Raw genomic sequence first — 14,908 nt, 5'->3', positions numbered from 1 at the left:
GTATCTGAAAGGTAAATCTGCATTGATGATGTTTGATAAACACGCAAATCTGAAATATAAATTTGGAAACAGACACTTTTGGTCAGAAGGTTACTATGTGTCAACAGTAGGACTTAACGAAGCAACAATCAAAAAATATATCCAAGATTAAGAGAAATACGATATAGCAATGGATAAGCTAAGTGTTAAGGAATACGAAGACCCTTTTAAAGGGTAGTTGGTAGTACAAACACCGCTTTAGCGGTAGCGACGAGTCAAACGCATAGTGGCTTGAGCAAAGTGAAAGCCAGCGCCTTGAGACGCCGGCTGAGTAATCAGAGGCTTATAGCCTCAGAGCAAACCACCCGTTTGACGGGTGGTTGTGATATCGCAGGGGCTTTGTGAGTGATATTTTTGAAGGATGCCGATAGAGTCCTGCATTGTGAGAGGAAAAATTAATCTTCCTGCTCAATTTATAGGAGTTTAGAATGGTTGGATTTTTATCTGATAAATATATAAGAACTGCAAAAACATTATTTTTCCTGTTTATGTTCATGCTGATGTTTGATTTTATAGCAAAAGCAGATACCATATATCAGGTTACACCAGAGTCGGATCTACAGGAGATTATCGATTCCTGTAATGACAGCGAACAAAATAAGGTGATCATATATATGCATTCCGGAATCTATAAACCTTTTTCGGCCATATCTTCAATGGGAATGCCGGAACGATACATAAGCTTTATAGGTCTTTCGGATGGCGTGGAGATTCTCAGTGAAAGCGGGCTTTATAAAAATCCTGCTGCAGATCTAAGGCTAAATGGTAGAGTGGAAAATATTCGATTTATAGCAAGCCATCCTGATGGAGAGCTTAATGTAGAGGACAAGGGTGCTTATGCCGTACATGCGGACTACGGCTCCCAGCATACTGTATTTTCTGACTGTACATTTATTTCTTATCAAGCTTCTGCCGTAGGTATGGGACTTACCTATGACAGTGAAATGATATTTAAAGACTGTCATTTTATCAACAGAGCAACGGCAAAGTTCGGCAGCTATTGGAGAATGGGAGCCATACTTGCCCATACACCTGAGTTGGAATCCGGCACATCAGGAGCGAAGCTGACTCTTGAACACTGTATATATGAGTATCCCGGGGAATCATACGCCGGAGTTATAGTTTCGGAACTGAATGGGAGTGAAGTGGATTTTAAGGAGATATAACAGCTATTTTGCTGCAGTTCAGGCTAGGATTAACAATCACAGACAGTAGTATATATAAAGTTACGCATTTTCGCGCCGGGGGTATGTCCCTGGCGCTTTTTGTGTTTCCCGGAAGAAAAAATGTGTCCTCATGTTAACGGAACATATTGGCTACCGGACGAAATAATGCGTCTTCATGCCAACGGCTCACGGCGTTGAAAGTACACTCCGAGAAAAATGTCCGACAGTGTCTGAACACTTACATTTTTGCAATAATAATCCAGTATGAATTTTTGCTATAGTATTGACAGAAATTAATATAACATGTATGATTTCACGCGAATATTCAAAAGCCCCATATCTATGGGCGAAAAGATTTGAACTATCTTAGTTACAATTATCTATATTTATATCTTTAAAGATATCCCTAATTTTATTTTTTTGATCAGGAGTTTATTAAACAATCTTTTAATAAACGCTTTTGATTTTGATGCTATACTAAAACCATATGAAGGATCATAAATGAAAAACGAAAAAATGAATAAAGGACTGTTGGACAGTCAGCTGATACTCAATGAAAAGAAAAGGCTAAATGAGCAGTGGAAAAATATCGGTATCAGCAATGACTTTGTATTCTGTAAGGTCATGCAGGATAAAGAACTTCTTTCTGAACTCATCAGACGTATATTGCCGGATTTAAAGTTTACGGATCTAAAGATAGATGGTCAGAAGACGATTGAGATAGGCCCGGATATACATGGTGTAAGGTTTGATGTCTTTGCAACTATGGAAGACGGGAGGATAGTGGACATCGAGCTGCAGGTTCTTAATACCGGAAATCTTCCGAAAAGGATACGTTACTATGGCTCCATTGCAGACATGCAGATGTTGGAGAAAGGCGTAGTGTATGATGAACTTGTGGAGTCCTATGTAGTGATGATCTGCCTGTTTGATCTTTACGGTGAAGGCAGACATATGTATACATTTACCAACCGCTGCAAAGAAAATCCGGAACTGGAAATGGGCGATGGAACTACCAGGATAGTTCTAAATGCAACCGGAACAAAGGATGATATAAGTCCGAAGTTAAAGGCATTTCTCAGTTATGTTGCAGGAAATGCGGTAGAAGATGAATATGTGAAAAAACTTGATGAAGCAGTGCAAAAGGCAAGACAAAACAAGAAATGGAGGAGAGAATATATGGTTATCAACATGAGAGATTTAGAACAACAAGCGATGGGGGCTAAGCGAAGAGATCGTGAGAAGATTGCAGAAATGCTTCAGGATGGCAAAACTCCGGAAGAGATAGCATCTTTCTGCAAGTATCCCATGAAGCTTATCAAGGAAGTACAGAATAGTATGATGTCAGTGAAATAATACTGGGAATTGAACATTCGAAAATTGCAGTATTATTATGAATCATTCAGTATATGTTCATAACAAGAGTAAAATAAAACGAAAAAGACAACCATGTTATTCTGTGACTGCACAGAGAATATGGTTGTCTCTTTGCGTTATATAGTTAAAACTGATCCTGACTGATGTTATAATTAATGAGTCAATGACTGATCAGCGCGAGTAATTTTATGATTGTGGGTATGTTGTGGGTATGAAGGAAATGAATGAGGGGAATAAAAGTGTAAGCGATTTTATGAAAAAGAAGGGAAAGAAGGGCAGGAAACCGGAACTTAGTACGACGCAGATGATTTCGCTGAGTTTTTTGTCGGCGATTCTGGTGGGGGCGGCGCTTTTGATGCTTCCATGCTCAACGGTGCCGGGAGAAGAGACGGATTTTCTCACGGCGCTGTTTACTGCTACTACTTCTGTTTGTGTTACGGGGCTTGTTGTGGTTGATACATTTTCTCACTGGACACTGTTTGGGCATATTGTGATCATGCTGCTGATACAGGTGGGTGGCATTGGTGTTGTGTGTCTTTCGGCGGTACTTTTGATTCTTATTCATAAGAGGCTGTCACTTAAGACCAGGGTGCTGATGATGGATTCCTTTAATCTTGACTCTATAAAGGGTGTTGCGGGTTTTTGTCAGAGAGTGGTTAGAGATATATTTATCGTTGAGGGCATCGGAGCGATTTTGTCGGCGTTTGTGTTCGTACCGGAATTTGGCAATACCAAGGGCATATATGTCTCGATTTTTCATTCGATTTCTGCCTTCTGTAATGCGGGTATCGATGTTATAGGGCCTGACAGTTTGTGCAGATATTCGGGGAATTATTTTATTTTGTTTGTCACCATGATGCTGATTGTTCTCGGTGGACTTGGCTTTGTGGTTTGGTTTGATGTAGCCAATGCTGTGGGTGCATTTTTCTCAAAGGCTGAGGGAAGGAAGCGATTCAGGCTTCATGAACAGACTAAGCTGGTGCTTGCATTGACGGCGGTGCTTATTGTGAGTGGGGCAATGCTTACATTTCTGGCAGAAATGGATAATCCGGCGACGATGCAGAGTATGAGCCTGGGAGCAAAGATCTGGAACAGCTTCTTCCAGTCCGTGACTTTCAGAACTGCGGGTTTTATGACGGTTTCCCAGAAAGGGCTCAGAGAGGTTACGGCTCTTTTTGGACTGATGTATATGTTCATCGGAGGATCACCTATGGGAACCGCGGGCGGCGTAAAGACTGTGACATTCTTTGCACTTATGCTTTATGCCATAAGTTTTCTCCGTGACAGGGAAAAGCCGGTGGTCTTTAACAGAGCGTTTCCTATAGAAACTATACGTAAAGCGGTTGCAATCATACTTATAAGTTTTCTTGTGACTTCACTTCTGAGCATTATGCTAATGTTCACCGATCACAGTATTCTCATGACGGATGCGCTTTTTGAAACCTTCAGTGCTACTGCGACTGTGGGACTTTCCAGAAATCTCACATCGAGCCTGACACCGGTGGGAAGGATGATCATAATCATGGCAATGTACCTCGGAAGAATCGGACCTATATCTCTCGTTATGTTCTTCAGAGGACAAAAGGCTAAGAAGAATCTTCTGATCAGTGCAGAAGGAAAATACTACATGGGATAACAAAAGGAGGAATATATGTCAGAGAAAAAAACACTTTCGGTTGCGGTACTGGGGCTTGGAAGATTTGGAAAATTTACAGCTAAGGAGCTTTTTGAAAATGGTGCGGAGCTTCTTATTGCCGATAAAAGTGAAGATGTGGTTAACCAGCTGTCGGATATAGCTGAGGTAGCTGTTGCCTGTGATCTTTCGGATCCGGATGCAGTTGAAAAGCTGGGTCTCGGCAACATGGATGTTGTAATAGTGTGTATGGGAAGTAGTATGGACCCAAGCATAATGTGTATCATGGTGGCCAAAGAGCAGGGAGTACATAAGGTTATAGCAAAAGCAGGTTCCGAGCGCATGGGTAAGGTGCTTAAGAAAATAGGTGCAGATGAGATAGTTTATCCTGAGAAGACCATGGCACAGCTCACTGTCACAAAAGTTCTTTCAAAATAGTTAAAAAAACCAAAGGACATTACAGACGTCTGATATTGTATACAGAAGGTTAAAAAAACACCCGTTAATCAATACTTTTTTGGTGATAATGTTTATCACCGATTTAAAGCGTTGATTGACGGGTGTCTTTTTTACGCGGACAGATGTATTCTCCGAAAGAATAAAAGACATAATGAAAGGTTATCAAATGTATTAAAAAGGTTTATGAATTGCCGGAAACATTATGATTGCAATCGGTTGAGGAACATTTAACGAAATGGTATAATCTGCGGGCATGCTAAATATTGACATAAATTATATTAAATTAATATTTGAAATATCTTTATAGGTTCAATTTCAGAAGTCGCTCAGATTTGTATATCTGTTTTTCGGATAAAACGGCAAAGCGCATGTGTTTATATATGAGCTGATCAGATTGACATCAGTGTGTCAGATATAAACGGCTGAAAACCTACGTTAATAGATGAGGAGAAACAAATGAATTTTGAAAATGTGAATAAAGAGCTCATAGCTTTCCTTGATAGCAGTCCAAATGCTTTTTATGCAGTAAGCAATATGTGTAAGACTCTTGAGGATGCCGGACTCATACGTTTATATGAAGGAAAACCATGGGAGCTTGAGGCAGGAAAAGGCTACTACGTAACAAGAAATGATTCAGCTGTAATTGCATTCCGCATTCCAAAGAAGGATTACACGGGTTTTCAGATGATGGCAAGTCACTGTGATTCACCGGTGTTTAAGATCAAGACCAATGCTGAGATCGCCATAGATAAGCAGTATGTGAAGCTCAATGTCGAAAAGTACGGCGGAATGATATGCGCACCCTGGCTGGACAGACCGCTTTCTGTTGCGGGCCGCATAATTGTCCGCACAGAAGAGGGCATCGAGACCAGACTTGTAAACATTGATCGTGATCTCATGATCATTCCTAATCTTGCCATCCACATGAATCGCGAGGTAAATGATGGATACAAATTTAATGCTCAGGTTGATATGCTTCCGCTTTTCTGCGAGAAAGGCGAGGAGTCGGATGTATTCATTAAAATGATAGCAGAAGAGGCAGGGGTAAAAGCCGAAGATATTCTTGATACAGACCTTTTCCTGTACAACCGCATGAAGGGCACGATGCTGGGACTTAACAACGAGTTCGTGGCAAGCGGCAGACTTGATGATCTTCAGTGTGCTTACGCCTCACTTCAGGGCTTCCTTAAGGCAGAACCTAAAGATTCTGTTGCGGTTCACTGTGTATATGATAACGAAGAAGTTGGTTCAGGAACCAAACAGGGCGCAGCCGGAACCTTCCTTAAAGATACGCTTCGCCGCATTAACAGTTCATGCGGTAAATCAGAAGAGGAGTATCTCATGAGTATCGCTTCAAGCTTCCTTGTATCAGCTGATAATGCTCATGCCGTGCATCCCAATCACCCTGAAAAGTCAGATCCGACAAATCGTCCTTACCTCAATAAGGGAATTGTTATTAAGTACAGCGCAAATCAGAAATACACAACAGATGCGGTTTCGGGTGCGGTAATGCGTGCTATCTGTAATGAGGCGAAGGTTCCTTTCCAGATATTTACAAACCGTTCCGACATGCTTGGGGGTTCCACACTCGGAAACATTTCCCAGAGCCAGGTTGCATTAAATACAGTTGATATAGGACTTCCCCAGCTTGCCATGCATTCACCTTACGAGACTGCAGGCGCAAAGGATACAGCATATCTTATAGAAGCTGCAAGAGTTCTGTTTTCATCGACAATGGAAGGAACCGGTGACGGAAAGTACAGGCTTTTATTCTGACTAAAGCAGCCGAAGTTCTGTTCTCTTCGACCATGGAAGGAACGGTAGACAGGGACTATAGGTTTGAATTCTGATTGGAGACACGGTTTTTCGTTGGGGGAATAGGTTACTTAATCGAAAAACCATGAATCAAGAGATGTTCATGTTTCGGTGAACTTACAGAAGGGGATGTGATCCGGAGTCAGGGCATCTTGATTTTCCAAACATATCATGTTTGGAAAAATAAAAATAAAAAGCAAAGTATGAATCAGCTTTGCGGCTATGAAAAGGAGAGTTTATTATGGATTCAAAACGTATCACTTGGACGACTCTCGCATTCATGGCGTTTTCAACAGTATGGGGATTTGGAAACGTTCTGAATGGTTTCGTCTACTTCAATGGTATCCAGGTTATTTTCAGCTGGATTCTCATGTTCGCACTTTACTTCATCCCTTATGCACTTATGGTTGGTGAACTTGGTTCAGCCTTCAAAGAGTCCGGCGGCGGAGTCAGCTCATGGATTCTCAAGACCACAGGTCCTAAGCTTGCTTACTATGCAGGCTGGACATACTGGGCATGTCACATCACATATATTGCCAGCAAGTCTTCAGGCGGACTTAAGGCTCTCAGCTGGGCAGTATTCCGTAATGCCGAGACCTACGACACATTCCCGACCATCGGTGTTCAGCTTGTAACATTTGCAGTACTTATTTTCTTCTGCTGGGTTGCCAGCCGTGGTCTTAACCCGTTAAAGAAGCTTGCAACAATCGCAGGAACAAGTATGTTTGTAATGTCTATCCTTTACATCATCATGATCTTCACTGCACGTGCAATCAATCCGGGTGCTGATTATGTATCTATGGATTTCAGCATGAAGAACCTTATTCCTCAGTTTGATGTAAAGTATTTCACATCACTTTCTATCCTTGTATTCGCAGTTGGCGGATGCGAGAAGATTTCTCCTTATGTAAATAAGGTTGAGAACCCAAGCAAGGGCTTCCCGAGAGCAATGATCACACTTGCCATCATGGTTGTGGTTTGTGCTATCCTTGGAACCATCGCTATGGGTATGATGTTTGATCCTGTAGCAATCAATGAGAACTTCAATGCATATGTTTCAAACGGTTCTTACTGGGCATTCCAGAAGCTTGGTGCTTACTATGGTATCGGTGATTCACTTCTCATCATCTATGCTGTATGTAACATGGTAGGCCAGCTTTCAACACTTGTTATCAGTATCGATGCACCGCTTCGTATGCTTCTTGATAATGAAGATGCTAAGGAGTTTATCCCTACAGCTCTTCTTAAGAAGAATGATGCAGGCGCATATATCAATGGTATCAAGATGGTAGCTGTTCTTTCAGGTGCTATCATTCTTATTCAGTCTTTCGTTCCGGGTGCTGCCGCAGTTCTTAAACAGCTTACAAAGCTTAATTCTGTATGTATGCCTATGAGATACCTTTGGGTATTTGCTGCATACATTGCCCTTCGCAAGGCGGGAGCAAAGTACAATCCTGAATATCGTTTTGTCAAGAACAACACTCTCGCACTTGTTGCGGGTGGATGGTGCTTCTTCGTAACAGCAGCCTGCTGCTTACTCGGTGTTTATGACACAGATCCATTTACAATGGCTCTTAATATCATCACACCTTGCGTACTTACAGCACTTGGCGTAATTCTTCCTATCATTAAGAAGAATGAAAAGGTTCATGCAGTAAAAACTGCATAAATAGTCAAAAACAACCACATAACATTCAAAAATGACTATAACCATAAGCTGTCCTGAAAAGGGCAGCTTTTTTAATGCTTTAAAGCGAGGAACCGGCTTAAAAATGCATCGTATTTTGTTAAAAATGCATCAATAACAACTTTCTGTTTATTAGTACAGACGTCAAAAAACAGCTTTTTCAACTATCACCTAAATCATGGTCGAAAATGAATATATTATAGGCAAAATCGTGAACATTTCTGCATTGTTTACTGTTAAAATACACATAGTTAAAGCAATCGACCCCAAAAAACAATAAAGATTGCACAAATTGGAGGAAAATATTTATGAAGAAGAGAATAGTATCTGCTATTATGGCCGGAACAATGGTTGCTTCACTTGCAGCCTGCAGTCCATCACCTGAGGCACCTGCAACATCTGCTGAGACAAAAGCTGCCGGTGAAACAAAAGCTGCCGCTGAGACACAGGCTGCCGCTGAAACACAGGCTACTGAAGCTGCATCAGAGGATGCCAATACACTTACAGTTTACGCATGGGACAAGAACTTCAACATCCCTGCACTTAAGGCAGCTGAGGCTGATTATCAGAAGAATGTAAATCCTGATTTCAAGCTTAACATCGTTGAGCAGTCACAGTCATCTGATGTTGAAAATGCAGTAACACTTGCAGGTTCAGCCGGAGACTACAGCACACTTCCTGATATCGTTCTTTTCCAGGATCACTACTTCAAGAAGTATGTAACTGATTTCCCTGAGGCATGGGCAAGCTTTGAAGGCGCAGATATTAACTGGGATGATTTTGGAGCAGAGAAGCTTTCATATTCAACCATCGACGGCGTTCATTACGGTATGCCTGTAGACAACGGAACAGTTATATTCGCTTACAGAACAGATCTTCTTGAGCAGGCAGGATATACAATCGATGATATGAAGGGCATCTCATGGGATGAGTGGATCGAGATTGGTAAGAAGGTTTACGACACAACAGGCAAGTATCTTCTTTCCATGGATGGTGACGGAAACGATCTCCCTTACATGATGCTCCAGGCTGAAGGTGTTTCACAGTTCAAGGATGGAGACATTAACCTTTCAGAGAATGAGACTTTCAAGAAGATAATAGATGTTATCGTGAGAGGTGCTAAGGAGAATGTCATCTACCTTGCAAACGACTGGTCAGATTACACAGATCAGACAATCGTTGGAGACATGGTTGCCGGTGTTATGAATGGTAACTGGATCATCCCTACAATTGAGCAGGTAGGCGATAACAGCGGAAAGTGGGAGATCACAAGCATGCCTACTCTTGAAGGAAACGGCAAAGAGGGCTTCGCTTCAAACGGTGGTTCTTCACTTTACATCACATCAAACTGCCAGAACCTCGAGCTTGCTCAGGACTTCCTTGGAAAGACCTTCGGTGCAGGTTCTACAGAAACCTATGATGCAGCTCTTAAGAACGGTGGTGTTATCACATGTTCAGCTAAGGCCGGTCAGTCTGCAGTTTACAATGAAGGAATTGAGTACTTCAACAACACACCTGTTTATGCAGAGATCGTTAAGATGAGCGCTAATGTTCCTGTAGTAGAGCAGAGTGATTATCACTATCCTACACGTACACAGGTTGCAGCTGCTATCCAGAACATCATCAATGGTGCTGATGCAGATGCTTCAATAAAGGATGCTGAAGATCAGGTTAGATTTGCAATGCAGGGTTAATCCCTTATTGGGCGGGGAGAAATGATACCTCCCCGCCCTTATTTTATCAAAAAAAGGAGTACTTTTATGAACACAAACAGTAAAGAAACCAGTGTTCTTGCCAAGCAGCATAGAGCAGGATGGTTTTTCCTGCTTCCGGCAACGATACTGATCTTCGTATTGAATTTTTATCCGATGTTCCAGGCTTTCATCATTTCTTTAAAGAAGGGATCTCCGGCCGCATTACAGTGGACGACACCGATTTTCAATAACTATACCCGTATGCTGCAGGATAAGCTGTTTATCCGTTCAGTAGGTAATACCTTTCTTTATCTTCTGATACAGGTCCCTATCATGCTGGTACTTGCAATACTGCTTGCACAGCTTTTGAATAATAAGGATTTAAAATTCCGTGGACTTTTCCGTACGATGGTATTCCTGCCTTGTGCAACATCACTTGTTTCATATGCATTGATTTTTAAATCTCTATTTGCCACTCAGGGACTAATCAATTCGGTTCTTGTAAACTTAGGTATCTTCAAGGAGAACTTCAACTTCCTGGGAACTCCCTGGTCAGCAAAGATGGTTATCATCATCGCGCTTATCTGGAGATGGACCGGATACAACATGGTTTTCTATCTGGCAGGTCTTCAGAATATCGAGTATTCGGTTTATGAAGCTGCGAAGATTGACGGCGCCAACGGATGGGAAACCTTCTGGGGCATCACGGTTCCTCTTTTGAGACCTGTCATCGTAATGACATTTATCATGTCCATCAACGGTACACTGCAGCTCTTCGATGAGTCTATGAACCTTACCGGAGGCGGACCTGCAAACTCCACTATTACCATGTCACATTATATTTACAATAACTCCTTTGGTCAGGGTGTAGGTAACTTCGGTTATTCCTCAGCATTGAGCTTCATAGTATTTATAATGGTTGCTGTTCTTGCATTTATCAATCTGAAAGTAGGTGACAAACGTGACTGATACTAAATTAATAAAAGCAAATTCTTCTGCTATACAGAAACGTCTGATACCAACATATATCTTTCTTGTCTTTTGGTGCCTTTTCTCAGTGTTTCCTCTTTACTGGATGATCACTGCTGCCACCAATGCCTCCATCGAGGTTGCAAGAGGTAAGATTGTGTTCGGAACATACGCGGCAACAAACTTTAAGAATCTTCTTGCTGCAGAGCCGCTCTTTAAGTCCCTTGCCAATTCCTTTAAATATTCTATAGTTCAGACAGTACTCTGCCTCTTTATCTGTTCACTGGCAGGCTATGGTTTTGAGCTTTACCACGACAAGGCAAAGGATAAGCTTTTCGGAATACTGCTTCTTGCGATGATGGTACCTCAGGTAGCAACCATGATACCTCTTTTCCGTATGGTATCTGATGCTCACCTCCTTAACACAGTATGGGCTTTCATACTTCCTTCTATCTCAACACCGTTTATGATCATGATGTTCAGACAGAACTCAAGAAACTTCCCGGTAGATATCATGGAGGCTGCAAGACTGGATGGATTGTCAGAGTTTGCTATTTTCTTCCGCATGTATCTTCCGGTAATGAAATCAACCTATGCCGCAGCTGCAGTTATCAGCTTTATGAATGCATGGAACTCATATATGTGGCCAAAGGTAGTTATGAATACCGATACAAGTGCCATGAATATGCCGATGCTTATAGCTAACCTTGCAGCCGGTTATACAGTTGACTACGGTACTCTCATGATGGGCGTTCTTTTCTGTTCAGTACCGACTATGATCATTTTCTTCATTCTGCAGAAGCAGTTTGCAGAGGGTATCACAGGATCTGTTAAATAAGTATTTAGTAAGAAAGAACTTATATGTAAGACCATGCACAAGGATGCAGTCTTTGAGTATGGGACTTATAAATTAAATGTCAGGGTTCTCCGGTAGGAGGACTCAGACATATAAAGAGGACATAAGTATATGGAAAAATTCAATTACGACATCGTAAAGGATCCAAAGATATTTAAGATAAATGTTCTCCCGGCTGCATCAGACCATGTAGCTTACAGAACAGAAGAAGAACTTAAAAGAAAAGAGTCCGGGTTCAGACATTCCCTTAACGGATTATGGAAGTTTTCCTACGCCAAAAATTACGGAAGTACCATTCCGGGATTTTTCGAGGAGGATTATGATGCAAAAAGCTGGGACGATATACGCGTTCCCGCACATATCCAGATGGAAGGATATGATATTCCGGCCTATGTAAACACCCAGTATCCATGGGACGGAAGAGAAGAAATCGATCCCGGAGAAATTCCTGAGGCATTCAATCCTGTTGGAAGTTATGTAAAGTACTTTACAGTGCCTGATGGTTTTAAAGGAAAGCCTCTCTACATATCATTTCAGGGAGTAGAATCAGGCTTTGCCCTTTGGCTTAATGGAAAATTCGTTGGCTACAGTGAAGACAGTTTTACTGCAAGCGATTTTGAGCTTACACCATACATAAAGGAGGGCGAAAACAAGCTTTCTGTACAGGTGTTTAAATGGACCGCTTCAAGCTGGCTGGAGGATCAGGATTTTTATCGCTTCTCCGGAATTTACAGGGATGTTTATCTTTACACAGTGCCTGAAGTTCATGTATATGATCTTAAGGTAAGGGCACTTCTGGACGATTCTTTCACCAAAGGAACACTGGAGATCACATTAGACCTTGGTAAAGCAGGAGGTTCAACAGAGTATGTTCTTTCCTATAAGGGAGAGGATGTACTTAAGGGAGCAGTGAAAAATGCTGCCGGAAATCTTCAGATCAATGGAAATGTTGCGGCTCCTGCATTGTGGTCAGCCGAGAATCCTGCACTTTACAGGCTTAAGCTGATACTTAAGGATGACAACGGAAATATAAACGAGGTTATCGAGCAGGCAGTAGGATTCCGCCGTTTTGAAATGGTGAACGGCATCATGATGCTGAACGGAAAGCGCATCGTATTTAACGGCGTCAACAGGCATGAGTTCTACACAGATAAGGGCAGAGCCGGTGTCACTCTTGAAGATGTAAGAGAAGATGTTATCGCCATGAAGCGTAATAATATCAATGCCGTAAGAACTTCACATTATCAGAATGCTTCATATATTTACGGCCTTTGTGATGAGTATGGTCTTTACATGATCGCTGAGAACAATATGGAGACTCACGGTGTATGGGATATGATCGCAAGAGACCAGAAGCCTTTGGAGTATGCACTTCCCGGAAACAGAGAAGAGTATGTTCCTATGCTTACAGACCGTATAAACAGTACCTACCAGCTTGACAAGAACCATCCGTCGGTTCTTATCTGGTCCATCGGTAATGAGTCCTTCGGTGGAAGAGTACCGTTAAAGATGGCTGATCAGTTCAGGGCACTGGATCATGAAAGACTTGTGCATTATGAAGGCGTGGATCATGACCCGAGATATCCGGAAACTACGGATATGTACAGTCAGATGTATACTTCGGCAGAAAACATTGAAAAGTTCCTGAAGACTCATACAGATAAGCCGTTCATTCTTTGCGAGTATACACATTCCATGGGTAATTCCAACGGAGACATGTTTAAGTATATCGAGCTTTCCGACAGGGAGCCGAGATATCAGGGCGGTTTTATCTGGGATTATGTTGACCAGTCTCTGAGACGCAAAAACCGCTTTGGTGAAGAGTATCAGGCATATGGCGGTGACTGCGGCGAAAGACCTAATGACTATGAGTTCAGCGGTAACGGTATCATGGACGGAACCCGTCATGAATATAAGGGCAAGATGCAGGAAGTGCGTTTCAACTTCCAGACTCTGAGAATCAAGATTCAGGATGGAAAGATCAATGTCTTCAACAGAAATCTTTTCACTGACGCAGATGCATTTGACTGTCATGTGACTTTGAGTAAATACGGCGAAGAGCTTATAAGAAAAGATATGGCAGTGACTGTTCAGCCGCTTACCGAAAAGAGCTTTGATCTGCCTTTTGCTATTCCGGAAGAAGCCGGAGAGTACACAGTGGATGTTTCATTTACTCTGAAGGACGATACACTTTATGCAAAGAGGGGGCATGAAGTTGCTTATGGTCAGGGAGTAGTAAGGATTAATGCTGAAGAAATTGAAAAACAGCATGAGCTGTCGCTTAAGAAACCATTTAAGGTTATCAGAGGATCGGTGAATGTAGGAGTAAAGGGTGAGAACTTTGACATTCTTATCTCAACTCTTAAAGGTGGTATCACTTCCTATCGTTACGGCGGGAAGGAAATGATAGGTGTTGTTCCGAGACCAAATTTCTGGAGAGCACCAACTGCCAATGATGAGGGTAATCAGATGCCTGGTAGATATGGAGTATGGAAACTGGCAAGTCTATATCAGACCACAACACCAAAGAATTTAGGTGGGGATGAAGACTGGATGACAGAGGTTATGGGTTATCCGAAGGTGGAGGAGCTTGAGGATCGTGTTAATGTAACATTTAAACATTGGCTCTTCCCGTTGGAGAAGGATTGTTTTGTGACTGTAAGCTACAGTGTATTCGGAGACGGAACATGCAGAGTGACAATGAGCTATGAGCCTTCCGCTGCGAAGGAGCTTCCGCCGATGCCTGAGTTCGGTTTCATGATGAAACTTGATGCAGATTATGATAAAATCTGTTTCTATGGAAACGGTCCGGAAGAAAACTACTGTGACAGAAATGCAGGCTCAAGACTGGGAGTGTATAGAACTACTGCCGGGGATTCCATGGCACCATATCTTGTTCCTCAGGAAACCGGAAATCATACAGCCGTGAGATGGGCTGCAGTGACTGACAGATCAGGAAGAGGAATGAGCTTCCGTTCAATGGACCTTGATGGTATGGAGTTTTCTGCAATTCCATTCACACCGGAGCAGTTGGAGGAGGCAAGACATCCCTATGAGCTCCCGAGAGTTATGAATACTGTGGTAAGATGCTCAATGAAGCAGATGGGTATCGCAGGAGATGATTCATGGGGAGCAATGACCCATGAGGAGTTCCTGCTTGACAATAAGAATCCATTGACATTCAGCTTCGAATTCAAAGGTATTTGACGGATA

The 14,908-nt window shown here is 42.2% G+C and carries 10 protein-coding genes and 1 pseudogene; all 11 read left to right on the top strand.

Translation table 11 applies throughout. The features are described from left to right. Nucleotides 1–217: pseudogene (locus T357_RS20805) on the top strand (transposase); the annotation flags it as partial. Nucleotides 218–467: 250 nt separating this feature from the next. Then, nucleotides 468–1,205 carry a hypothetical protein gene (locus T357_RS0106855; RefSeq protein WP_031550091.1) on the top strand — a complete coding sequence of 246 codons (738 nt, stop codon included), beginning with the start codon at nt 468–470 and terminating at the stop codon, nt 1,203–1,205. A gap of 501 nt (nt 1,206–1,706) precedes the next feature. Further along, a complete protein-coding gene (locus T357_RS0106850) occupies nt 1,707–2,561 on the top strand; it encodes an Rpn family recombination-promoting nuclease/putative transposase (RefSeq protein ID WP_049962321.1) in 855 nt (284 codons plus the stop codon). Between the two features lie 274 nt (nt 2,562–2,835). Next, nucleotides 2,836–4,218 (top strand): TrkH family potassium uptake protein, encoded by a 1,383-nt coding sequence (locus T357_RS0106845; protein ID WP_031550086.1) that lies wholly within the window; start codon nt 2,836–2,838, stop codon nt 4,216–4,218. A 15-nt stretch (nt 4,219–4,233) separates the two neighbouring features. Further along, nucleotides 4,234–4,653 carry a potassium channel family protein gene (locus tag T357_RS0106840; protein ID WP_031550084.1) on the top strand — a complete coding sequence of 140 codons (420 nt, stop codon included), beginning with the start codon at nt 4,234–4,236 and terminating at the stop codon, nt 4,651–4,653. 477 nt (nt 4,654–5,130) lie between these two features. After that, complete coding sequence (locus T357_RS0106835; RefSeq protein WP_031550081.1) at nt 5,131–6,450, top strand: M18 family aminopeptidase; 1,320 nt, start codon at nt 5,131–5,133, stop codon at nt 6,448–6,450. A gap of 280 nt (nt 6,451–6,730) precedes the next feature. After that, nucleotides 6,731–8,158: an amino acid permease gene (locus T357_RS0106830; RefSeq protein WP_031550078.1), complete on the top strand. Its 1,428-nt coding sequence runs from the start codon at nt 6,731–6,733 to the stop codon at nt 8,156–8,158. Nucleotides 8,159–8,484: 326 nt separating this feature from the next. Further along, nucleotides 8,485–9,870: an ABC transporter substrate-binding protein gene (locus tag T357_RS0106825; protein ID WP_031550074.1), complete on the top strand. Its 1,386-nt coding sequence runs from the start codon at nt 8,485–8,487 to the stop codon at nt 9,868–9,870. A 66-nt stretch (nt 9,871–9,936) separates the two neighbouring features. After that, nucleotides 9,937–10,839: a carbohydrate ABC transporter permease gene (locus T357_RS0106820; RefSeq protein WP_031550071.1), complete on the top strand. Its 903-nt coding sequence runs from the start codon at nt 9,937–9,939 to the stop codon at nt 10,837–10,839. Beyond that, nucleotides 10,832–11,677 carry a carbohydrate ABC transporter permease gene (locus T357_RS0106815; RefSeq protein WP_330373095.1) on the top strand — a complete coding sequence of 282 codons (846 nt, stop codon included), beginning with the start codon at nt 10,832–10,834 and terminating at the stop codon, nt 11,675–11,677. Before T357_RS0106820 ends, T357_RS0106815 begins: the two co-directional genes overlap by 8 nt. Before the next feature lie 129 nt (nt 11,678–11,806). Continuing rightward, a complete protein-coding gene (locus T357_RS0106810; RefSeq protein ID WP_031550065.1) occupies nt 11,807–14,902 on the top strand; it encodes a beta-galactosidase, LacZ type in 3,096 nt (1,031 codons plus the stop codon). Nucleotides 14,903–14,908: the final 6 nt, after the last annotated feature.

It is taken from the genome of Oribacterium sp. FC2011, from assembly GCF_000701645.1.
In the GTDB taxonomy this organism is placed as follows: domain Bacteria; phylum Bacillota; class Clostridia; order Lachnospirales; family Lachnospiraceae; genus Oribacterium.
The sequence above is the reverse complement of the archived record's forward strand: the minus strand, read 5'-3'. Positions and strand labels throughout refer to the sequence as shown.

Excerpts from the sequence above, each read along its gene's own strand:
- T357_RS0106840 (WP_031550084.1), top strand. The coding sequence starts at position 4,234 with ATGTCAGAGAAAAAAACACTTTCGGTTGCGGTACTGGGGCTTGGAAGA.
- T357_RS0106835 (WP_031550081.1), top strand. The coding sequence starts at position 5,131 with ATGAATTTTGAAAATGTGAATAAAGAGCTCATAGCTTTCCTTGATAGC.
- T357_RS0106820 (WP_031550071.1), top strand. The coding sequence starts at position 9,937 with ATGAACACAAACAGTAAAGAAACCAGTGTTCTTGCCAAGCAGCATAGA.
- T357_RS0106845 (WP_031550086.1), top strand. The coding sequence starts at position 2,836 with ATGAAAAAGAAGGGAAAGAAGGGCAGGAAACCGGAACTTAGTACGACG.
- T357_RS0106830 (WP_031550078.1), top strand. The coding sequence starts at position 6,731 with ATGGATTCAAAACGTATCACTTGGACGACTCTCGCATTCATGGCGTTT.
- T357_RS0106855 (WP_031550091.1), top strand. The coding sequence starts at position 468 with ATGGTTGGATTTTTATCTGATAAATATATAAGAACTGCAAAAACATTA.
- T357_RS0106850 (WP_049962321.1), top strand. The coding sequence starts at position 1,707 with ATGAAAAACGAAAAAATGAATAAAGGACTGTTGGACAGTCAGCTGATA.
- T357_RS0106825 (WP_031550074.1), top strand. The coding sequence starts at position 8,485 with ATGAAGAAGAGAATAGTATCTGCTATTATGGCCGGAACAATGGTTGCT.
- T357_RS0106810 (WP_031550065.1), top strand. The coding sequence starts at position 11,807 with ATGGAAAAATTCAATTACGACATCGTAAAGGATCCAAAGATATTTAAG.